The 21,680-nt window shown below is 48.4% G+C and carries 14 protein-coding genes, 1 tRNA gene and 1 pseudogene; 9 read left to right on the top strand and 7 right to left on the bottom strand.

The window, feature by feature from the left end; genetic code table 11:
- Positions 1–2,268, bottom strand: a 2,268-nt coding sequence (locus DXV75_RS15065) for an Ig-like domain-containing protein (RefSeq protein ID WP_147291840.1), incomplete at its 3' end; no start/stop codon positions are given.
- Between the two features lie 374 nt (positions 2,269–2,642).
- Between DXV75_RS15065 and DXV75_RS15060 the strand changes: the two genes are divergently transcribed.
- Both DXV75_RS15060 and DXV75_RS17315 read left to right on the top strand, forming a co-directional pair.
- Positions 2,643–5,747, top strand: coding sequence for a glycoside hydrolase family 2 TIM barrel-domain containing protein (locus DXV75_RS15060; RefSeq protein WP_115594245.1), 3,105 nt, complete (start codon positions 2,643–2,645; stop codon positions 5,745–5,747).
- A gap of 495 nt (positions 5,748–6,242) precedes the next feature.
- Positions 6,243–6,590 (top strand): annotated as a pseudogene (locus DXV75_RS17315) (integrase core domain-containing protein); the annotation flags it as partial.
- A 107-nt stretch (positions 6,591–6,697) separates the two neighbouring features.
- On the opposite strand, the gene DXV75_RS15050 reads toward DXV75_RS17315, so the two are convergent.
- Positions 6,698–8,581 (bottom strand): hypothetical protein, encoded by a 1,884-nt coding sequence (locus tag DXV75_RS15050; protein ID WP_147291839.1) that lies wholly within the window; start codon positions 8,579–8,581, stop codon positions 6,698–6,700.
- Positions 8,582–9,007: 426 nt separating this feature from the next.
- Here DXV75_RS15050 and DXV75_RS15040 point away from each other — a divergent pair, with 426 nt between their 5' ends.
- Both DXV75_RS15040 and DXV75_RS15035 read left to right on the top strand, forming a co-directional pair.
- Positions 9,008–10,039: an IS630 family transposase gene (locus DXV75_RS15040; RefSeq protein WP_115594242.1), complete on the top strand. Its 1,032-nt coding sequence runs from the start codon at positions 9,008–9,010 to the stop codon at positions 10,037–10,039.
- Positions 10,040–10,297: 258 nt separating this feature from the next.
- The gene (locus DXV75_RS15035) at positions 10,298–10,960 is read left to right on the top strand and encodes a GIY-YIG nuclease family protein (RefSeq protein ID WP_115594241.1); all 663 of its coding nucleotides are present in this window, start codon (positions 10,298–10,300) and stop codon (positions 10,958–10,960) included.
- Positions 10,961–11,193: 233 nt separating this feature from the next.
- Here DXV75_RS15035 and DXV75_RS15030 read toward each other — a convergent pair.
- From DXV75_RS15030 to apbC, 3 genes are all read right to left on the bottom strand, one after another.
- Positions 11,194–11,270: transfer RNA gene (locus tag DXV75_RS15030), tRNA-Pro, on the bottom strand.
- Positions 11,271–11,365: 95 nt separating this feature from the next.
- On the bottom strand, positions 11,366–11,962 hold the full coding sequence (gene dcd / locus DXV75_RS15025) for a dCTP deaminase (RefSeq protein ID WP_115594240.1): 597 nt from the start codon (positions 11,960–11,962) through the stop codon (positions 11,366–11,368).
- 95 nt (positions 11,963–12,057) lie between these two features.
- A complete protein-coding gene (apbC, locus tag DXV75_RS15020) occupies positions 12,058–13,149 on the bottom strand; it encodes an iron-sulfur cluster carrier protein ApbC (protein WP_115594239.1) in 1,092 nt (363 codons plus the stop codon).
- Positions 13,150–13,264: 115 nt separating this feature from the next.
- Between apbC and metG the strand changes: the two genes are divergently transcribed.
- Entirely contained in the window at positions 13,265–15,319 is a 2,055-nt protein-coding gene (gene metG / locus DXV75_RS15015) for a methionine--tRNA ligase (protein ID WP_115594238.1), read from the top strand.
- Positions 15,320–15,345: 26 nt separating this feature from the next.
- On the opposite strand, the gene DXV75_RS15010 is transcribed toward metG, so the two are convergent.
- Positions 15,346–16,107 (bottom strand): methyltransferase domain-containing protein, encoded by a 762-nt coding sequence (locus DXV75_RS15010; RefSeq protein WP_115594237.1) that lies wholly within the window; start codon positions 16,105–16,107, stop codon positions 15,346–15,348.
- Positions 16,108–16,194: 87 nt separating this feature from the next.
- Between DXV75_RS15010 and gloB the strand changes: the two genes are divergently transcribed.
- The 4 genes from gloB (at position 16,195) to DXV75_RS14990 (ending at position 20,262) form a co-directional block, all read left to right on the top strand.
- Positions 16,195–16,986: a hydroxyacylglutathione hydrolase gene (gene gloB, locus DXV75_RS15005; protein WP_115594236.1), complete on the top strand. Its 792-nt coding sequence runs from the start codon at positions 16,195–16,197 to the stop codon at positions 16,984–16,986.
- A gap of 65 nt (positions 16,987–17,051) precedes the next feature.
- Positions 17,052–18,725 carry a lytic transglycosylase gene (locus tag DXV75_RS15000; RefSeq protein ID WP_115594235.1) on the top strand — a complete coding sequence of 558 codons (1,674 nt, stop codon included), beginning with the start codon at positions 17,052–17,054 and terminating at the stop codon, positions 18,723–18,725.
- Positions 18,726–18,733: 8 nt separating this feature from the next.
- The gene (locus DXV75_RS14995) at positions 18,734–19,807 is read left to right on the top strand and encodes an ion transporter (protein ID WP_115594234.1); all 1,074 of its coding nucleotides are present in this window, start codon (positions 18,734–18,736) and stop codon (positions 19,805–19,807) included.
- Positions 19,807–20,262 carry a methyltransferase family protein gene (locus tag DXV75_RS14990; protein WP_115594233.1) on the top strand — a complete coding sequence of 152 codons (456 nt, stop codon included), beginning with the start codon at positions 19,807–19,809 and terminating at the stop codon, positions 20,260–20,262. Before DXV75_RS14995 ends, DXV75_RS14990 begins: the two co-directional genes overlap by 1 nt.
- A 24-nt stretch (positions 20,263–20,286) precedes the next feature.
- Here DXV75_RS14990 and cysS read toward each other — a convergent pair whose 3' ends face one another.
- Positions 20,287–21,663: a cysteine--tRNA ligase gene (gene cysS, locus DXV75_RS14985; protein ID WP_115594257.1), complete on the bottom strand. Its 1,377-nt coding sequence runs from the start codon at positions 21,661–21,663 to the stop codon at positions 20,287–20,289.
- Positions 21,664–21,680: the final 17 nt, after the last annotated feature.

Genomic DNA, 21,680 nt, shown 5'->3' with positions numbered 1-21,680 from the left:
TGGGGCATCGTTGTCTGCCGTAATGGAAATGCTGACCGTTACGGTGTTGGAAGTGCTACTGCCGTCGTTGGCCTGGTAGGTAAAGCTGTCAGACGTAGTTTCCCCACCGTCGTGCACGTAAGTAAAGGTGCCGTCGCTGTTCAGGGTTAAGCTGCCGTTAGCCGGGCTGCTGATTTGAATCGCAGACAGGCTGTCGCTCTCGGCGTCGGTGTCGTTGCTCAGTACCGAGGTGCCGTTCAGAGTGCCACCTTCAGTCACACTGTAACTGTCGGCCACCGCCACCGGCGCATCATTTTCCGCCGTAATGGAAATCGTCACCGTTACGGTGTTGGAATTGCTACTGCCGTCGTTGGCCTGGTAGGTAAAGCTGTCAGACGTAGTTTCCCCACCGTCGTGCACGTAAGTAAAGGTGCCGTCTCTGTTCAGGGTTAAGCTGCCGTTAGCCGGGCTGCTGATTTGAATCGCAGACAGGCTGTCGCTCTCGGCGTCGGTGTCGTTGCTCAGTACCGAGGTGCCGTTCAGAGTGCCACCTTCAGTCACACTGTAACTGTCGGCCACCGCCACTGGGGCATCGTTGTCTGCCGTAATGGAAATGCTGACCGTTACGGTGTTGGAATTGCTACTGCCGTCGTTGGCCTGGTAGGTAAAGCTGTCAGACGTAGTTTCCCCACCGTCGTGCACGTAAGTAAAGGTGCCGTCTCTGTTCAGGGTTAAGCTGCCGTTAGCCGGGCTGCTGATTTGAATCGCAGACAGGCTGTCGCTCTCGGCGTCGGTGTCGTTGCTCAGTACCGAGGTGCCGTTCAGAGTGCCACCTTCAGTCACACTGTAACTGTCGGCCACCGCCACTGGGGCATCATTTTCCGCCGTAATGGAAATCGTCACCGTTACGGTGTTGGAATTGCTACTGCCATCGTTGGCCTGGTAGGTAAAGCTGTCAGACGTAGTTTCCCCACCGTCGTGCACGTAAGTAAAGGTGCCGTCTCTGTTCAGGGTTAAGCTGCCGTTGGCCGGGCTACTAACCTGAACGGCCGTCAGGCTGTCGCTCTCGGCGTCGGTGTCATTACTCAGTACCGAGGTGCCGTTCAGAGTGCCACCTTCAGTCACACTGTAACTGTCGGCCACCGCAACCGGCGCATTGTTTATCACTACAACGTTATTGACGGTAATCGATACCGTCGCCGTTGATGAATCAACGGTGCCATCATTCACACTAAAGGTAAAACTGTCAGCGCCGGAGAAGTTGGTATCCGGCGTATAGGTTAAATTGGGAGCGGTTCCGCTAAGTACACCGTTTTCGGGATTCGTAACCACAATATACGATAAAGTGTCATCGTCGCTGTCTGAGCCGGTAAGCATAATAGCCAATGAGGTATTTTCATCCAAAGATACGGACTGATCATCCGCAACAGGATCTGTGTTTGCTTTGACAAAAGATACAGATTCGGTATCCAGGATGGTTTCATCATTGAGTGTTCCACTGATTGTCGCAGTTTCAACAGATGCAGAAGACGTCAGCGTGGCGGTGTAAGTCCCATCTCCGTTGTCAGTAACGCTACTCAGCGTCCCAGCGTCGGTGGTCAAAGTTACGGTATGGCCGCCGTCAGTGAGATCATTACCATTGATGTCTTTCAACTGAACGGTAATGGTTGATGTACTAGCACCATCCGCAGAGATCTCTGTCTCTGACGAACTTATTGTTGTGCCTAAACTTGATGGCTCTGTGCCTGGATTTTCAGAAACGTAGGCCAGATATTCATTAAGTGCATCTAGCAAACCACTCTGTGCCGCGTTTCCTCCAGAGATGGAACCGTAATCCTCGTATACAAAATCGCTGCTGATACTCTGCATGAGGTAGCTGACTTCATAACCTGAAGAGGCTACATAATCGGTACCGTCATCGACCACTGATTCTGTAATAATACCAAAGCCATGAATGGTGGAGCCTTTGGTATCCCGCCAGTTTACTGCCCCGTCAAATGTTACTGTTGTGCCATCATCAAACAAAAATGTGACATCTACCGCATAATCGTTACCTTGAGTTCCCCCAAACTGACCATTGTCCGATTCCTGACTAATGATCGCGCTTGTGATTCCCAAGGTTGAGAACGTATTAACATTGATTGGTTGGTGGGCGTTATTGGAATATTCACCGAGCAAACCGTTTTCAAATCCTACCGAAACGGTTGTGGTTTCAGAGTGAACTACAAATGAAGCAAACAGCAACAAAGAAAACGTGATTTTCCCCAAACATCCTACTACTGGGTACATTTTTTACTACGCTAAAGACAAAAAAGGTATGCGATTTTATACCAACTTGAATTATATGCAATACTGTAAGTTAAATATTTATTGATCTGGGTCAATTGTATTTTCAGCAAGACAATATCACAGCAAAAAGTAATTAATTTCCAGACACCTGGATGCCTGATAGAACTGAAAACAACTTACGCCCCTACCCTGTTCCGAACACCCGACAACAATCATGTTAAACAACAAGTTAATATTTTTAATCAATTTAAATCATAAGTGAGGACTATTTGGCTCATTTGTGACATTATTTGAACAAATTCAATTAGGCTTACGCTGAGCATGAGCCTGTTATGAAATTTGTAAAATTGGTCACTCAAGAAGGTATAGGACAAATGAGATCAGTTGAGCCCATTGCATGGCTTTCTCAAAAAACCACTGTGTTGATGGTATTGATGGTTGGGGTATTGGCAATGACATCAGCCAATGCTTCGGATGGCAACAGTGCCAGACAGGAAATCAACTTTAATCACAACTGGAAATTCAAACTCGGCGACCACAGCGCCTACAAAAACCAGCAGCATAATGACAGCGGCTGGGCTGTGTTAGATGTGCCGCATGACTATATTTTTGAGGAAGGGGTGAGTAAAGACGGCTCGCAGAAGCAATTTGGCGGCAATCATGGTGGTGGCCTGGCTTGGTACCGCAAGCACTTTGCTTACGATCATAACTGGCAGGGCAAACAGGTATTTATCCAGTTTGACGGTGTCTACATGAATAGCGAAGTCTGGATAAATGGCCAACTGCTCGGCAGCCGTCCCTACGGTTACATTAGCTTTCAGTACGACATTACCGAGCACCTGAATCGCGACGATAACGTGATTAGCGTGCGTGTTGATAATGAACTGCAACCGTCGGCACGCTGGTATCACCCGGGTGGCATCTACGCTCCGGTTAGATTGGTGGTGGTTGACCCAACCCATATCAAGCGCAACTCGCTGTTTGTACATACGCCTGTGGTTGGCGCAAAAACGCAGGTACAAACGGCATTTGAACTCAGTAAAACGGTTGATAGCGCGGGCGATTATGACGTGCATTATCGCGTGGTTGATCAGAGCGGTGCTGAGGTTCTATCTGGTGAGTCATCACTGGCAGAGCTGAAACAAAACAACACCTACCAGTTCTCTTTTGAACTCAAGGATGCCAAGCGCTGGAACCCACATGATGCCTATCTCTATAACTTAAACGTGGAGTTACTGCACAACGGCAAAGCAATTGACAGCGATAGCACCAACTTTGGTGTACGTGAAATCGCGTGGAAAACCGATACCGGATTCTGGATCAATGGCAAGAACGTCAAAATTCAAGGGGTGGCTGAGCATTACGAAGGTGGCCCTGTTGGTGGGGCATGGACCAAACCACTGTTACGCTGGAAACTGCAGTTGCTTAAAGACATGGGGGTAAACACCATTCGCCTTGGTCACAACCCCTATCCTCCGATGTTTTATGACTTGGCCGACGAGCTGGGTTTAATGCTGATGGATGAGATTTTTGACGGCTGGAAACAAAAAGCGCTGCATGACTATGGAGCACATCACTTTGATAAATGGTGGAATACCGATTTAAAAGAGTGGGTAACCCGTAATCGCAATCATCCGTCGATCATTATTTATAGTGTGGGGAATGAAACCCACGGTGAAATTGCCCCGGAACTGGTGAAAGCGGTTAAGGAACTTGATCCGACGCGCCTGGTCACCTCGGGCTCCACCAACAAGGATGGCATGGATGTGGTTGGCATTAACGGCGGCTCCGAAGGCAAGAGCTTTTTTAATCGCCGTTTCGACCGCCCCTTTGTTTCAACAGAAGCCCCACATACCTGGCAAACGCGGGGTTATTACCGCACTCAAACGTGGTGGCGTGATGGGCCAAAAGACAATGTGTTTGACTTACCCAATATCACTGACAAAGAGATCTTCTTTTACGACTGGAACGATCCTAAAAACTGGGCAAACCAAAAACAACACTTAAATTCCTCTTACGATAACGCAACAGTACGCATTAGTGCGCGCAAGAACTGGGAGATGGCCCGCGACTTGCCTCATCATTCAGGCCATTTCCGCTGGACAGGGTTTGACTACCACGGTGAAGCAGGTTTGGCCCATGGGGGCTGGCCCTTCATCGCTTTTATGGGTGGCGCATTGGATTTAGCGGGCTTTAAAAAAGACCTGTTCCACTTTTACCGCAGTCAATGGTCTGACGAGCCATCGCTGCATATTCTGCCGAGCTGGACTCACCCCACCATGGAACCGGGCACTGAAATTCCGGTATGGGTTTACTCAAATCTGGACGAAGTGGAATTGTTCCTTAACGGCCAATCATTGGGCCGTGACAAACCAGGTCGCAAAGCCGAAGAAATGCAATGTGAGTGGTTTGTACCCTGGCAGCCGGGCACACTGACCGCAGTAGGCTACAAAGACGGCCAAAAAGTACTGGAAAAAACCTTGACTACGGCAGATGCACCAGCCGGCTTAAAACATCAGGTAGAAACCTTTGCTGCCGAGTCCGGTTTCGACAATGCAAAAGTGATTTCGTCAGAAACCATAGATAAAAAGCAGGAGTTCTACCCCTACGGGGCGCATAACGTTTACTACCACTTCACCGACGGTGTAAAAGTAAAAGCACTGGAAAGCGGCTCGCCGTATGAACACACTAATCGGGTTCGAGCCAACTACCGGCCTTTGTTTATGGGTAAAACCCGAGCGTTTGTAGAGGTTAAATACCCAGAAGCGGCGGAATACGCCACCATAGGTGCCATAGTGGGTGACGAAGCGCTGCGCCTCTCTAATCAGGTACAGATTGACGTACAGCAATTGCCATTAACCGACAGTGCGCATAGTCAAATGCCAGCCGTGGACATCTACTACGCAATCAATGATGCTTACGCCGCAGAAATGATCGCCTACGAAAAACCCTTCAGTGTAAAAGACGGAGATACGGTTTACGCAAAAGTCATACAGCAAGGCAAAGTGATTCTGACCATGCAACAAAGCTTTGGTGAGGGTGTGGGTATATTTTGGGGTGATGAGAACTCCGCCAACATGTGGGTAGGCCGAGGCCTGTCAATGCAAGGTGAAGCGGCTGAGTTTAAAGGGGGCGCAGAAGCCGTTCTCGACGCTCATGGCGTGCATGGTGGCGCGTATGCCCAGTTCAATAACAAAGAAGGTTCATTGTACTGGTATCACGAAAATGACGGTGAAGAGGGCGTGTACAAAGCGGTATTCCGCTATACCCACAACGATAAAACCTCTAAACGCCCACTGGCAATTTATATCAACAACGAAAAGGCGGGTGTCATTGAATTTGAACCCACTGGCAGTTGGGACAGCAAATGGAGTGAACAGGCGGTTGCCGAATTCAAGTTAGTGAAAGGCGCTAATCATATTGAATTTAGAACCCTTGGTGAAAGCGGCCCTAACATCGACCAGTTCACTTTAGAGTAGCGCTTTTCCATTTTTAATCCCGGCCCGTTAACCTCTGACGGGCCTTTTTGGTAAGCGCCGACAAAAATCACATTGAAAGGTCAGATGTTTTGACAAAATACCCTTGGTTCATTCACTGCTATGCTTTTGCTCAATGACTAAGTATTTCAGGAATTCGGTGGTTAGGGATAATTAACATGAGAATGGTTTATCCAAATGAAAGTGCAGTGCTTGTCAGGCATGCCAAAAACATTCTGAACAATGAAGGGATACCCACGTTTTCTCAAGAATGAATATGCGTCTACGGGTCGCCACATCAATTTGTCACCCATGGAATTGTGGATGAAAAATGACTCAGATCAGCAACTGGCTTTGAGTTTATTCGCGACATCGACCTCTTTAAGGACAGCGATGATCTGTGATTCTGTAAAACGTGATTTTTTCATAGTCGTCTCCTGCGTTAATCATTGCAGAAAACTCCAATTAAATCTGCCTCAGTTTAGGGGAATTGGACACGGCCACTGGGTAGCCCGTTTTCTGACCGAACTCATGAGCCAGCGAAAACGTCCGGCTTCGATAGTCTGTGACAACGGGACCGAATTCACCAGTAAGGCGATGTTCTTTTGGTCTAAGGAATGGCAGGTCAAACTCAACTTCATTCAGCCCGGAAAGCCAATACAGGATGCCTTCGTGGAAAGCTTCAACGGGAAATTCCGCGACGCCTGTTTGAATCAGTATTGGTTCAGTAGCCTGTACGAAGCCCGAGAGGAAATTCACCTGTGGCGCGATCATTACAACCATGTTCGGCCACAAAGTTCATTGAATTATTCGCCCCCAGCGAATACGCAAGGCTGCCTAACTTAGCGAGTGGTGCACTTCGGAGTTGAATTCGCGATCGCTTTTATGTTTCAAACAAACAAGCCGAGTACCACAATAACTCGGCTTTTATTCTTATGCATATCTGAGGTCCATTAGTAAATATAAAATCCACCAGGAGCAGGACTGAACTCTTCGATCGGGCCGGGATAGTTTTTACCTGTTACTATAAGAGTACCTGTGTCAGCAGTAAAAATTTCCCTACCAAACTCTTCATACCGTGAGTTATATTTGGATTTTATCAGTACATTTCCATACCATTTGGCACTTGAATCTAGTTGGTAATGATATACTGCACCGGAATGTGATGCCGCCCCCCCTACTGCTGATACTTCATTAATACCTATAAGATCACTCGATTCCCATGGCGAGCCAATAAATAAATTATTACCGTTTACATCAAATGCTAAAGAATAGCCAAAAAGATCTTCATGGTAGGGGCTTAACGAGGGTGAAGGTATTAACTGTTCTAAATTCCACTGTTCATTTTGTTTTGAGAATATCTCTACTTTGCCTGTAGTCCCCTCTCCTCCAGTAGAACCGGCCGCAATAAAACGCCCATCTCCAGAGATCGAAACAGAAGTTCCAAAAGCATCGTCGAACCGGGGTGATTCAGACTTTAATTTGTGTGTATTTTTCCAACGACCATCGACTTTCTCAAATACGAAAGCAGCTCCTTCGGTATACTCAAAAGTGGGGAAATCATCGTCGCCAATAACTACACTTTTCTGATCAGCCCTTGGATCACCAACAACAAACTTGTCACCTTGGTCGGACAGCGATATGGAAGCACCATATTTGGTACTGTGCTCTCCGTTGATAGGCTCATCAACAATTGTTAACGCATAATAACCATCGCCATCAAGTTCCAAGACCACTATACTTCGAATACCGGACTCTACCCCAGAATGCGATACCACTATAGTATTACCTGAAAACGATAGATCTATTACATTGCCTAGACGCCAAACGTCGTTAGTATTCGGCACTACAGTCTGATGCAATAACCAAGTATCATCGGATTGCTTAATATATATGTACAATCCACTTAGAAATGTTGACGGATCATTTTGAATGGGTAAAGTTCCCGCAACAACTAAAACGGTCCCGTCTTTGGAGATACCAAGCCCATCCCCAAAAGAGAATTCTTGTTCGCTACTATACTCATCAATTGTAAGTCGAGCAGTATTTTCTAATGCGCCGTTAGAAGCATCGTAGATGTATACTGTGCCGAATTTTTTTTCTCTGGCAACGTTTAAATCTGACATTTCTTTACCTGCACTGACTAGTAATGTACTCGATGACCTAGCCAAAGCAATTTTGGCACCATACAACGACATTTCATCTTCAGATGGAGACTCAATAAAACCTATAGTTTCTTTTAACGTGTTACTTAAATGTGACACATCTGAATCAACACATCCGAGTGGGTTACAAGATTCGACTTTTATACTCGCATTCGCATATTGATAACTATTTACAATAAAGTCATATGATTTCAAGAAAATTCCATCAGCTAAAACTGAAAATTCATTCCCCCCGTTTTTGTCAATGTAAACTGTATAGTCAGTATGTTTGCTGTTATCGTTCCAAGAAAGTAAAACCCTTTTAACGTCATAGGATATATTTACCATTACAGGCTCAGGAGCACCGTAGCAATCAATTTGTATAACTTTTTCCGTATCAATGGTCTGTTCGCCAACTAACTCACATAACGCATCAGACGGCTGGGTGATAATACGTAAACTTGGAGCTGTTTCTGAACCGTACCTATCAGGTAATTTGTGATTACCATTGGTTGAAATTACGGTTTGCTCGCCATTTAAAGTTTCAACCACTAGACTTCCACTTACTAAACCCGTCAAAGTCACGCTCAATGTTAAATCGTCATTAGTACTTCCACCACAACCAGAGAGTAGCATCGCCACTAAAACCGAAAAAAGCCATCGATGCTCCCTAAATGATGAATCAATTTTCATTGAAAACTCCTTTTAATTATTAGATTTATTCCATTTAACCCTCATAGCATAACAATTTGGAAAATGATGCCAAATTAATTTTTTATAAAATTTTTTTGAATAGCATCTGAGAGCACAAATCTATTGGTGACAAAACGCTCGTCCTTGTGTTCATAGATGTAATCGAGCGATTCTGGATTGAAAAACCAGCACACACGAAATTTATCAGGCCATTCTGTTCTGGTTGAACGCTTAAATTGATGAATGAACGTGATTTTCAGATCACGATTATCTGTCTTGCTTGTCATCTTTAGTCCTATATTGGTAAACCTCAGGACTAACTAAATAACTGTTCCTAAGTGTAGATCACCCCTTGAAGGGAACTCAGTGTGAAATGAGCGATCAGATCAGTCGCCAAACCACACTTTTCACACATCCACACTGAGCATGAACAGAATATCATTGATCAACCGGCCCGAGCGACGCCGGTTAGAAAAAATCGTTCAACGTAGTAAGGATAAACGTTTTAGTCGTCGGGCAAATGCTGTGCTCTTGGTCCACAGGGGGCATTCTCGGAAACGAGCTGCAATGCTGCTCAGCGCAGCCCGTTCATCGGTAAACCGTTGGTGTAAGTGGTATGAAGAATCGGGTATCGAAGGACTCAAAGATGTCGAGCAGGGTAAGCCTGCTTATTTGCCTGGTGACGCGATAGTTCAGATGCTGTTTTTACTGGTCTCCTGGTCACCACAAGACCTCGGCTACCAGCGTAGTCGCTGGAGTACTGAGTTGCTCGCAAAGGTGATCCATGAAAGTACCGGAATCTGTGTACACAGCTCAACATTGCGAAGGTGGATGCCGGAATTAGGCATTGTTTGGCGCAGAGCCGCGCCCACCTTGAGGATACGTGATCCGTATAAGGAGGAGAAGCTGGCAGTCATCAATGCGGCTCTTAAGAAGTGTGATGCTGACAATCCGGTATTTTATGAAGACGAAGTGGATATCCACCTCAATCCGAAAATCGGTGCAGACTGGGGCTTGAGAGGAAAACAGCGGTTAGTCCCAACGCCAGGACAAAACGAAAAATATTACTTAGCAGGGGCGCTACACGCGGGAACGGGCAAAGTGCTCTATGTTGGGCGACACTCAAAATGTTCCGACTTGTTTATTCGGCTAATGGAGCACCTAAGAAAAACGTACCGGAAGGCAAAAACGATCACGCTGATCGTGGACAACTACATCATCCACAAAAGTAAAAAGACGCAGGCATGGTTGAAGCAGAATCCTAAATTTATTGTGCTGTTCCAGCCGGTTTATAGCCCTTGGGTCAATAAGATTGAAAAGCTGTGGCACGCCTTGCACGAAACCGTCACCCGCAATCACAAGTGCACTGAAATGTGGGAATTGCTGCAAAGAGTGCGGCGGTTTATGGAAACCGCCTCACCATTCCCTGGCAACCAACATGGACTGGCAAGGGTGTAGCAGACTTAGGATCAGTTATTTAGCTTCACAGTAGGAAAATTTTGCGGTTTCTTGAAGTTTACTTGGTACTAGGCGCACTGAATTTAAATCACAAATACCCACAGGGTGAAGCCTCGACCCCATGACCACGGGAATATCTTTCTTGTACTCTTTCGGTCATATTCCTAATTTTTTGTTCGTGACACTATTGCGTGATAATTTACAGCAATTCCACTAAAAATTGGAATTTCATCCTAAGTAGATTGAAAAGGACTCAGAATGTTAGGAAGGATTTACATTGCTCGTCCAAGGGCGAATACTCGCTTTTGCAAAATTGGTATGACCTCAGGTAGAGAGGTCACGGATAGAATGCAGGAATTAAACAGCACGGGTTATGGTGGGTTTTGTGATTGGGAAGCAATTAAAAGCGTTGTTGTAATTAATCCACTTGAAATCGAAAAACATCTGCACACTAAATATAGAGAATGGAAAGTCCCACTCAACAGCGAGCAAGAAGTTTTTGTTATAGATGATATTGAGTTGCTTTTTGAAGAGTTAGCGAAATACAACCATCTCTCAGTAGAGGAGCACCAAGAAGAAGTTTTAAAAATCAAAGCAGGAATGGCCGCCGCCCATCTTGCTGAAGTAACTCGACTCAGAAGCGAAGTATCATCTCTTGATACGAAACTTGTGCGATTGTCCTCGGCATACACCAGAAGCCAAGACGAACTCAGAGCATTGCAGAGAAAGTATGAAGATTTGCTCGAAAAATCTAAAAATAATTATAAGAAAGAGCCTCAGCCATATAAGCATTTAAGGGTTTGCTGTACCAGTTGTGCTCAGCGCTATGATGTCTTTGTTGCATTCGGACAATCGCTAACGATTTGTCCAAACTGTAAAATCAAGAATTCAGTTAAAAATATAGACTGGTCCAACTCTTGAACCATGTCTTATCTTTATTTGAGCAACGGTTGAATAAGCCGAGAAAATCGTATGCTTTTGATTCAAAAGCGTCTCGTTTGGTTGAGGTTATCAATCAGGTCGCGCGGTCAGGTCGTGACTAAAACCAGTAAATAAAACCACTGTATATTGGGACAACTTTGGGGCGATTATGAGACGCGGTATATTTGAACAATCAACACACTGGGGTAACTGGTTGATTTAGAGGAAGAGATTGGTCGGTGTGAGAGGATTTGAACCTCCGACCCCTGACACCCCATGACAGTGCGCTACCAGGCTGCGCTACACACCGACCGAAAGAGCGGACAAGTGTACTCAAAATTTTTTCTATTGCAACGCTTTATCAACCTAAAAATGTTCGATTGGCGGATATCTGCTCAACCCGCCCTAGTTGCTGTCCTTTTCATCCGAGCTGATCCGGCTGGCTACTGCCCCGGCCTGCCCTTTGTATTTGGCATCAACACGGGCGTTGTAAGGTTTCTCCGCTGCCTGCGACAGCACTTCAAAGCTCAGCGCACCAATTTTCATCAATGGGCGAAGCGCCAGTGGCAGTTTTCCGCTGTTGAAAAATTCCAGCACAATGTTACCCGACCAGCCCGGATCAATTCGGTGCGCAGTAACGTGCACCATCAACCCCAAACGGGCCAGAGAAGAACGGCCGTCCAGCCAGCCGACAATATTGTCGGGCAATGTCACTGACTCATGGGTAATGGCCAGTGCCAGTTCACCGGGGTGAAGAAAAAACGCTTTGCCTTCAGCCAGTTCAATTTCATCACTCATTACTGAATTCAGCGCTTCCTGTACCTGAGCCTTCGGGCCACTTAGGTCTATGTAAGGGGCCTGATGATCTTCAAAAACACGAAATTTGTTGCCCAGGCGAATATCAACGGTAACACCGCTGATTTGCGAATAATCCGGCATTGGGTCGATTTTTATCTTCCCTTGTTGCAAATATTCATAAATGTCCCGGTCACACAAACGCATGGTTAATTCCAGTGAGTAAAAATAAGCGGCATATTATGCGGCGCATTACTATTCCAATCAACCGCCTTGCCCTATCAAAACAAGGATTCGGTCATTCAGGTCTGCCGAATGCCTATAGGCTCACCTTTGATGTGGTTTTCCCCGTCTGCCCGCAGAGCCGACGACATCGCCAGTTGCATGGAAAGCGCCCTGGCAGCTTCCCGGTAGGCCTGTGCCAATGGGCTACTGGGCGATTCAACCAGCAACGGCTGCCCCGAATCGGCGTGCTCCCGAATGTGAATATCGAGTGGCAGCGCGCCCAACAGGGGCAACTGATAGCGTTCCGCTAACGCCTTGCCGCCATCTTCAGAGAAAATATAATCTTTGGCGCCGCAACTGCGGCACTGGTAAAAACTCATGTTTTCAATCAGGCCCAGTATGGGTACGTTTACTTTATTGAACATGGCAATGCCCTTTTGAGCATCGGCAAGCGCCAGGTCCTGTGGTGTGGTCACGACCACTACCCCACTCAAAGGTACCTGTTGGGCCATGGTAAGCTGAATGTCACCGGTTCCTGGAGGCATATCCACAATAAGGTAATCCAGAACCGGCCACAGAGTCTCATCCAGCAATTGCTTGAGAGCCCGGCTTGCCATGGGCCCCCGCCAGACGGCAGCATCCTCCGGCGGCACCAGATAACCAATGGAATTGGCAACCAGGCCCCATGCATCAATTGGCTGCATGTGCTTGTTGTCGGTACTGGAGGGGTGTTCGTTGGGGTTACCCAACATGATAGGGATGGAGGGGCCGTAAATGTCGGCATCCAGAATCCCCACCTTGGCGCCTTCCTGTTGTAAGGCAAAAGCCAAATTAACCGCAGTGGTCGACTTCCCCACTCCGCCTTTTCCCGAAGCAACCGCAATGATATTGCGAATATTGGTCACTGGTGGCAGCGCGGAATGGCTGCTCATGATTTTCTGTCGAACAGTAACAACCTGGTTGTCGTAACCTTTGCCCAACAGGGCCTTCAGCAAAAAACGCTGAATAACCGCGTGCTGCGACCCGGCGCAAAACGGCAAGGTTACCACCAGGCTGTCTTCTTCCAATGTGCACCAGGCCCTGGTAACGTTAGCGTCCAACGAATAATACCCGGCAACAATGTGCGCCAGTACGTCCAATCGCTCGTCTGCCTTGCGGGAAAAAATCATCGTGTACCTGTCTGAAATTGATTTGTCGGTTTGTTTGAAATACTAATGCAAAAAAGGCCCATTTCGGCTAGTATTTGCAGCCATTTTGTAACCCTTTAGATCCAATAGCGTCATTATGTCTGAAATCAGTTCGTCTTCTGCTGCTCAAGCCAAACGCCGAATTCTGGTAACCAGTGCGTTACCCTATGCCAACGGCTCCATTCACCTCGGGCATCTTCTTGAACACATTCAAACCGACATCTGGACCCGTTTCCAGCGTTTGCGCGGCCATGAATGTTACAGTGTGTGTGCCGATGACGCCCACGGCACTCCGGTAATGCTGAAAGCCCAGGAACTGGGGATCACGCCAGAGCAGATGGTGGAACAGACGCGCGCAGAACATCATCAGGACTTGCAGGACTTCTTCGTAAATTACGACAACTATTATGTGACTCACTCGCCAGAAAACAAGGCGTTGTGTGAAACCATTTACCAGCGTCTGGACGAAGCCGGTTACATCAGTAAGCGCACCATCAACCAGTTGTTCGACCCTGAAAAACAAATGTTCCTGCCGGACCGCTTTGTAAAAGGCACCTGCCCCAGCTGCGGTGCCGAGGATCAGAATGGCGACAGCTGTGATGTCTGTGGTGCCACTTACAGCCCGACTGAAGTGAAAAACCCTCGCAGCGTGGTTTCCGGGGCGACGCCGGTATTAAAAGAATCCGAGCACTTCTTTTTCGACCTGCCTCAGTTTGAAGGCATGCTGAAAGACTGGATCCGCTCAGGCGCGCTGCAGGAAGAAATGGCCAACAAGCTGCAGGAATGGTTCGAAGCCGGCCTGCAACAATGGGACATCAGCCGCGATGCCCCCTACTTCGGGTTTGAAATTCCCGGTGCGCCCAATAAGTTTTTCTATGTGTGGGTAGACGCCCCGGTGGGCTATATGGCCAGCTTCAAAAACTTCTGCGATCAGAACGGTGTAGATTTTGACCCGTTCTGGCAGGAAGGTAATGATACCGAACTGTACCATTTTATCGGTAAGGACATAACCTACTTCCACTGCCTGTTCTGGCCGGCCATGCTGGAAGGTGCTGGCTACCGCAAGCCAACAGGAGTGAATATTCACGGTTTTGTTACCGTGAACGGCGCCAAAATGTCCAAGTCTCGGGGTACCTTTATTAAAGGTCGTACCTACCTGGATCACCTGAACCCGGAATACCTGCGCTACTACTTTGCTTCAAAGCTTAGCGATGGGGTAACTGACATAGATTTAAACTTTACCGATTTCGCCCAGAAAGTGAATGCTGACCTGGTAGGCAAGGTAGTCAATATTGCCAGCCGCTGTGCCAGTTTCATTACCAAACGGTTTGACGGCAAACTTTCTGAGACGGTACTGGAGCCGGAGCTGGTGGCACAATTCCATGAAGCTGCCGACTCCATTGCTTCCATGTATGAAAAGCGCAAGTACAACCAGGCCATCCGTGAAATTATGGCGCTGGCAGACAAAGCCAATCAGTTCATTGACAGCAACGCCCCATGGGTGACCATCAAGGAAGAAGACAAGCAACAGTTTACCCACGATGTGTGTTCATTGGGCATTAACCTGTTCCGTATTCTGGTGACCTACCTCAAGCCTGTTCTACCGGTACTGGCCGAAAAAGCCGAAGCCTTTCTGAATGATGAACTGAACTGGGAAAGCAGCCAAAACTGCCTGACCGGGCACGCGATAAACAAATTTAAACCCATGATGCAAAGGGTGGAAATGGAGAAAATCGATGCCATGGTAGAAGCATCCAAAGAAAGTCTGGTGGCGGCACAACCGAAATCAGACCCAAACAGCCCTTTGGCGAAAGATCCGATTAGTGACACCATCGAATTTGACGATTTTGCCAAAATCGATTTGCGCATCGCCAAAATTGCAAATGCAGAACACGTTGAAGGTGCAGACAAACTGCTTCGCCTGCAACTCGACCTTGGTGGTGAAACCAAGCAGGTGTTTGCCGGCATTAAATCAGCCTACTCACCGGAAGATTTGATAGGAAAGCACACTGTGATGGTGGCCAACCTGGCACCACGCAAAATGCGCTTTGGCCTTTCTGAGGGGATGGTACTGGCGGCCGGCCCAGGTGGCAGTGAGCTGTACATTCTTGAGCCCCATGAAGGCGCACAGCCTGGTATGCGGGTGAAGTAAGCGATAACGCTAAAGAAAAATGCCGGTCACAATTGTGAGCGGCATTTTTTTATCTGAGTCACTTCCCGCATGCTCGCCCCAACCGGGGAAAAGCGTGGCTCCAGGCGCAGCTTGGGTTTTACCACCGTCATCGGCCACACCCGCTTTCGCGCCAGTATCACGTACACCGAACCGCACCATGGACAATATCGGTTCAGCCACTCCTGCCATTTCGGCGACACATTAAACTGATAACTGAAAAACAGCATCGAAAACAGGATCTGCCGCTGCTCGACTATCTCGAAGCCCAATAACTGCAACCAGTCTTTAATTCGGCCGGCACTGAAAAAGCGCGCATCGTGCAGCATATTCCCGCGCTTAACCGGAAGATACTTTCCCAGGCCAGTCATGCTGTAGGGGTTAAACCCACTGATGATCACATAGCCGCTCTGGGTAATGGTCCGGTCCACTTCACGCAGAACCTGATGGGGGTCCTGGGCAAAATCCAGTTCGTTAGCAAGCAAAAAACCGTCTATGCTATTTTCAACGTAGGGCAGTTCATGAGACTTGCCCAACACGCCAGTTTGCTCGTTAATAATTCGCGCCTGATGAATGTGGTGGCGGATGGAGCATTTTGGCAACGGAATTTGTACGCTTAGATTGCCCAGCTTCACAAAGTGATAGCCAAAAATTCGCTGACTGAAGTCATCGCAGCATGATTGAATTGCCTGACGTATGGCCTCACCGGCGGGAAATTGATTCCAGTCTACGGGATACCGAGGCTCCTTTTTCCTGAACGCCGATCTCATTGAATTTTGAGCTGTTCCATTGAGTTGCACCATCTAATACAAGTTCTTATAGTATCTCATAATAACTAATAAACAAGTTGATGCGCTATGACCAACCCAGCTCTGCCCGCCGGGCTATCTGTGCATGCCATTCCGGCATTCACCGACAACTACATTTGGTGTCTCACGGATGAAAAGCATGCTGTAGTGGTCGATCCGGGTGACGCCCAACCCGTTTTAGAATTCTGCCAGCACCACCAACTCAGTTTGGCCGCCATTCTGATTACCCATCACCACCCCGATCATATCGGTGGAATTGCCAAACTGGTGTCTGCGAACCCCAGCATACCCGTAATTGGGCCCCGGGGCGGCCACATACGGGGGCTGACCAAAAGCGTCACCCAGGGCGATACCGTTCACCTCACGGTTCTGGGATGTCAGTTTGCTGTTATGGAAGTACCAGGGCACACCCTTGACCATATCGCATTTTATGGCCACGGCCTGGTGTTCTGCGGCGATACCCTGTTTTCAGCCGGGTGCGGCCGTTTGTTTGAAGGCTCCGCGGCTCAAATGAGCCACTCTCTGAATAAACTCAAACGGCTTCCTGAACAAACCCTGGTGTACTGTACCCACGAATATACCCTGGCCAATCTGGCGTTTGCCCGCACCGTCGACCCGGACAATCTGACACTCGAAGCCTATACAGAATGGGCCAATGAGGCTCGAAAACAGGGTATTCCAACGCTACCTTCAACAATTAAGACCGAATTGGCAATAAACCCCTTTTTACGTTGCCAGGACCCAGCAATATCAAGGGCTGCACAGCAACATGTTAATAAAACATTAATGGATGAGACAGCCGTATTCGGAGCTTTACGACAGTGGAAAGACGAGTTTTGATGAAATCTTGTGCAAAACGCCGTACAATGCGCGGCCTTGTGGTTTTGTATTTGGGGTTTTGAAGTATGAAAAGCCAGTTGTCCATTTTGTCCATGCTTGCAGTGGCGCTTACACTCGTAGGTTGTCAGCTGAACAAAGCAGAGCAACAGGCTGAGCAAGCCGTTCAGGACACGCATTCCAACCTGGACCGTTTGCACTGTAGCCAGGCAAGCGCCAACATCGAAAGCCCACAGGATTGTGCGATCGCCCAAGAGGGCGTAATAGAAGTGATTCACCCTGCAGAAGATGTATCGGTTGATTTGCCTGCAGAGTCATCAAATGATGAATCTGAACTTATTAATGATGTGTGGCTAAGGGTAGCCAACCAGATGACTTTCGCCATTCCGGCAGACAAGCGTATTGAGGTCCAGCGTAACTGGTACCTTAAACACCCGGAATATATGGCGAGGGTAGTCAGCCGTGCCAAACCGTTTTTATTCTATATTGTGAATGAAATCGAAGCGCGCGACATGCCGCTGGAATTGGTGCTGCTACCTATTGTAGAAAGTGCGTTTGATCCGTTTGCCTATTCTCACGGCCGCGCAGCCGGTATGTGGCAGTTTATTCCCGGTACCGCCGAGCGGTTTGGCATGCGCCAGACCTGGTGGTACGACGGGCGCCGTGATGTTATCGCTTCCACACAGGGCGCACTGGATTACCTTACCTACCTGAGAGACTATTTTGACGGTAACTGGCTACATGCCCTCGCTGCCTATAACAGTGGCGAAGGTCGCGTCAAGCGAGCCATCAAGGCCAACGCCAAAGCGGGCAAACCAACCGATTTCTGGTCGCTGGACTTGCCCCGTGAAACCCGTGCCTACGTGCCCAAGTTACTGGCACTGGCAGATATTCTGAAGAACAAGGACAGCTACGATTACGATTGGCCGAGTGTCGACAACGTCGCTGTAATTGAAACCGTAGACATTGACTCCCAGGTGGATTTGGCGTTTGCGGCTCAACTGGCTGGCATGAGCCTGAAAGATTTGCACGCACTCAACCCGGGATTCAACCGTTGGGCCACGGATCCGGACGGACCGCACCGATTGATTCTGCCGATGGACAAAGCAAGCCAGTTTAAACAGGAACTGGCGAACGTTGACCGCAGTGAGCGCCTGAACTGGGTACGTCATAAAGTGGAACGCGGCGACAGCTTGCTCAAGCTGGCCAAGGAATACCATACTACTGCTGACATCATTAAACGTGTCAACAGTATGGACTCCAACATGATCCGGGTGGGCGACCACATTATGGTTCCGGTAGCACTGCAAGAGCTGGACAGCTACAGCCTGTCAGCCGATCAGCGCCTGGCAAGTACTCAGAGCACCAAACGGGCGGATCACAAAATTACCCATACGGTTGTTTCGGGTGATACGCTGTGGGACATCAGCCGCAAGTACAAGGTTTCTACCCAAAGCCTGGCTCGCTGGAACGGTATGGCACCAAAGGATCCGCTGCGCGCTGGCAAAAAACTGGTGGTCTGGCTGGATAAAGTAAGTAAAAATCAGAAGCAGGATGCTATTTTACGAACTCTGACCTATACAGTAAGGAACGGCGATTCCTTGTCTCGCATCGCCGACAAGTTCAATCTTTCGGTCAGCGACATCACCAAGTGGAACGCCGTCAGCAAGAAGAGTTACTTGCAGCCAGGCCAGAAACTCAAACTGTACGTTGACGTGACCAGGCTTAAAAACGTGGGTTAATATTCAACATGTTCAGGATCAACCGGGAAAACTTACGGAAAAGTCACGAAACCCCCTGGTTGATTCTGGATCTGGTCATGCTTGGTTTGCTGTTTGTAAACCTGGCGTGGCTGATATTCGATGCCCTTTTCTCCACTGCCTTTATTTACGATCGACTGGCAATCCACCTGCCAGGCCTGGTTAACGCCTACCTTCCCGTACACCAGAATTTTCTGCTCGTTGATCTGATTTTTATCAGCATCTTTTTTGTCGAGTTCTGTTTTCGCTGGGCAGTGGCCATCAAGCGCAAAGAACACCTCAGGTGGTATTTCTTTCCGTTTTTACACTGGTACGATATTGTCGGGCTTATCCCCTTGGGTGCTACGCGTATATTCCGGTTTTTGCGTATTATTTCCATTCTGCACCGCCTGCATAAATTTCAGATTATCGATCTCAACCAGACTGCGGTATTCCGCTTTTTTTCCTTTTACTACGACGTACTGGTGGAAGAACTCAGTGATCGTATTGTGGTTAAAGTCCTGTCTGATGCCCAGCGTGACATTGCCGCTGGCTCACCGCTGGTTGAAGACATCAACCGCCAGGTACTGGCCCCACGACGCCCCATCCTTACCGAATGGATGGCAGAAGTGCTCAACCATTTGGGCAGTGCCATCAGCGATCCGGACTCCGGCGATGCACTGCGAGAACACGTTAAACTGAGTGTTGGCAAGGCCATACGCCATAATCCCCAGATTTCTACCCTGCATTACATTCCGGTGGTTGGACGCACCATTGAACACACACTGGAGTCAGCGGTGAGCGACATCGTTACCTCCAGTATGATCAATCTGCTCTCCGATCTGGATGCCAACCGGATTGAGCGCTTTATCACTGAAGGGCTGAAAGACTTCTCGCCCAGTTCGGAGGACCTCGACAAGGAGGTTTTGTTGATCATCAACGAATGTCTGGAGTTGGTAAAATCTCATGTCGCCCAGCAGCGCTGGAAGAGCGAACTGGCCGAAAAAGAGCAGGCACTGCCGGAATTAGGCTTTGAGCCGCAGCAAGCCAGGCCGGTTGCAGATTCGAATGAGAGTAAAGACTGATGAGAAAACTGGAACTGAAAATTCCCCCGGTTGTGGTGCTACTTTTGACTTTACTGATGGCCTGGCAAATTGCCCGCAGCCAGTTGCTCCCGCTTCCGTCATTCTTTCAGGCCACAGGATGCGTAATCATCCTGCTTGGTTGTACGTTTGTATTTAATGGCGCTTACACCTTCCGCAAACACAAAACCACTTTGGACCCGAGGAACCCGGACAAAACTTCCCAACTGGTTAAAAGCGGCGCTTTCAAATACACCCGAAACCCCATGTATCTGGGAATGTTATTCATCCAGCTGGGTGCCGTGGGCGTGCTTCAGGAGGGTTTTTCACTGGTATCAGTCCCAATTCTGATGGCGTATCTGCAGAAATTCCAGATACGCCCGGAAGAGCGACAAATGCGCCGTCTGTTCGGCCAGGTATACAAAGATTACTGTAAGCAAACCCGGCGCTGGCTGTAACACCGCGCCGGATAAATTTTTGTGTTACAGGCGCCGCCAGGTGGTTCCCGCCGAACCATCTTCCAGTACGATACCACGGGCTGTCAGGGCATCCCGTGCAGCATCTGCCGCGGCCCAGTCTTTGGTGGCCCTCGCATCGTTGCGTTGCTTGATCAGAGCTTCAATTTCAGCAACTTCGTCATCATTACCCGCCTGCAGAAAACTGTCCGGATCGTTTTGCAACAATCCCAGAATTCCGCCCAGCCCTTTGAGGACGGCAGCCAGTTTTGATGCTTCTTCAGGGCTGGCTTTTTGCCTGTTGAGTTCCCGAGCGACTTCGAACAACACCGAATAGGCTTCCGGGACGTTCAAATCGTCATTCATGGCTGTCTCAAAACGAGCAAGATAACCGCCGTATTCCAGGGCAACGGTGTCATCAATGTCTACACCCCGCAAAGCGGTATACAAGCGTTCCAATGCGGCTCTGGCCTGTTCAATGTTGTCCTGGCTGTAACTAAGCTGGCTGCGGTAATGCGCCGACATCAAAAAGAAACGCAGAGTTTCGGCGTCGTGTTGCTGCAAAACGTCACGCAGAGTAAAGAAGTTACCCAGTGACTTGGACATTTTTTCGTTGTCTACCTGCACCATACCGGTATGCATCCACACGTTCACATACGGCGTATCGAACGCGCAGCAGGATTGGGCCACTTCGTTTTCATGATGGGGAAAAATCAAATCTGAGCCGCCACCGTGAATGTCGAAATGCTTGCCCAGATGTTTGTGGTTCATGGCAGAACACTCAATGTGCCAGCCCGGGCGACCATCGCCCCATGGTGAATGCCAGAAAGGTTCGCCGGGTTTAACCGATTTCCATAAAACGAAATCCAGCGGGTCGTCCTTATCCTGGGCTACTTCCACCCGTGCCCCTGCGTTTAGTTGTTCCAAATCCTGCCGACTCAGTTGGCCGTATTCAGGAAAGCGACTGACATCAAACAGTACGTCACCGCTTTTGGCCTGATACGCGAAGCCTTTATCAATCAGCGATTGAATAACTTCAATTATTTCCGGCATGTGGGTAGTTACCCGGGGCTCAATGTCAGGCTCCAGCAGATTTATGGCAGCAAAATCCTCATGCATCATGGCAATGGTGCGTTCGGTCAGTGCGTCTGTCGATTCCTGGTTCTCGTTTGCCCGACGGATGATCTTATCGTCCACGTCGGTAATATTGCGCACGTAATTGACATCATAGCCACGATGACGCAGGTAGCGTACCAGTACGTCAAAACTCAGGTAGGTTCGGGCATGCCCCATATGGCTGAGGTCGTACACTGTGATCCCACACACATACAAACCGACTTTTCCTTCCTGCAGCGGAACAAACGGCGCTTTTTGGCGGGTACGGGTATTGTATAGGTGTAACATCAGTGTCATTTTCCTCT

The sequence above is a fragment of the Alteromonas aestuariivivens genome (genome assembly GCF_003367475.1).
Classification (GTDB): domain Bacteria; phylum Pseudomonadota; class Gammaproteobacteria; order Enterobacterales; family Alteromonadaceae; genus Alteromonas; species Alteromonas aestuariivivens.
The sequence above is the reverse complement of the archived record's forward strand: the minus strand, read 5'-3'. Positions and strand labels throughout refer to the sequence as shown.

What these genes read in the sequence shown, in the direction of transcription:
- DXV75_RS15060 (WP_115594245.1), top strand. Translation starts at nt 2,643, where the DNA reads ATGAGATCAGTTGAGCCCATTGCATGGCTTTCTCAAAAAACCACTGTG.
- DXV75_RS15050 (WP_147291839.1), bottom strand. Translation starts at nt 8,581, where the DNA reads ATGAAAATTGATTCATCATTTAGGGAGCATCGATGGCTTTTTTCGGTT.
- DXV75_RS15040 (WP_115594242.1), top strand. Translation starts at nt 9,008, where the DNA reads ATGAACAGAATATCATTGATCAACCGGCCCGAGCGACGCCGGTTAGAA.
- DXV75_RS15035 (WP_115594241.1), top strand. Translation starts at nt 10,298, where the DNA reads ATGTTAGGAAGGATTTACATTGCTCGTCCAAGGGCGAATACTCGCTTT.
- dcd (WP_115594240.1), bottom strand. Translation starts at nt 11,962, where the DNA reads ATGCGTTTGTGTGACCGGGACATTTATGAATATTTGCAACAAGGGAAG.
- apbC (WP_115594239.1), bottom strand. Translation starts at nt 13,149, where the DNA reads ATGATTTTTTCCCGCAAGGCAGACGAGCGATTGGACGTACTGGCGCAC.
- metG (WP_115594238.1), top strand. Translation starts at nt 13,265, where the DNA reads ATGTCTGAAATCAGTTCGTCTTCTGCTGCTCAAGCCAAACGCCGAATT.
- DXV75_RS15010 (WP_115594237.1), bottom strand. Translation starts at nt 16,107, where the DNA reads ATGAGATCGGCGTTCAGGAAAAAGGAGCCTCGGTATCCCGTAGACTGG.
- gloB (WP_115594236.1), top strand. Translation starts at nt 16,195, where the DNA reads ATGACCAACCCAGCTCTGCCCGCCGGGCTATCTGTGCATGCCATTCCG.
- DXV75_RS15000 (WP_115594235.1), top strand. Translation starts at nt 17,052, where the DNA reads ATGAAAAGCCAGTTGTCCATTTTGTCCATGCTTGCAGTGGCGCTTACA.
- DXV75_RS14995 (WP_115594234.1), top strand. Translation starts at nt 18,734, where the DNA reads ATGTTCAGGATCAACCGGGAAAACTTACGGAAAAGTCACGAAACCCCC.
- DXV75_RS14990 (WP_115594233.1), top strand. Translation starts at nt 19,807, where the DNA reads ATGAGAAAACTGGAACTGAAAATTCCCCCGGTTGTGGTGCTACTTTTG.
- cysS (WP_115594257.1), bottom strand. Translation starts at nt 21,663, where the DNA reads ATGTTACACCTATACAATACCCGTACCCGCCAAAAAGCGCCGTTTGTT.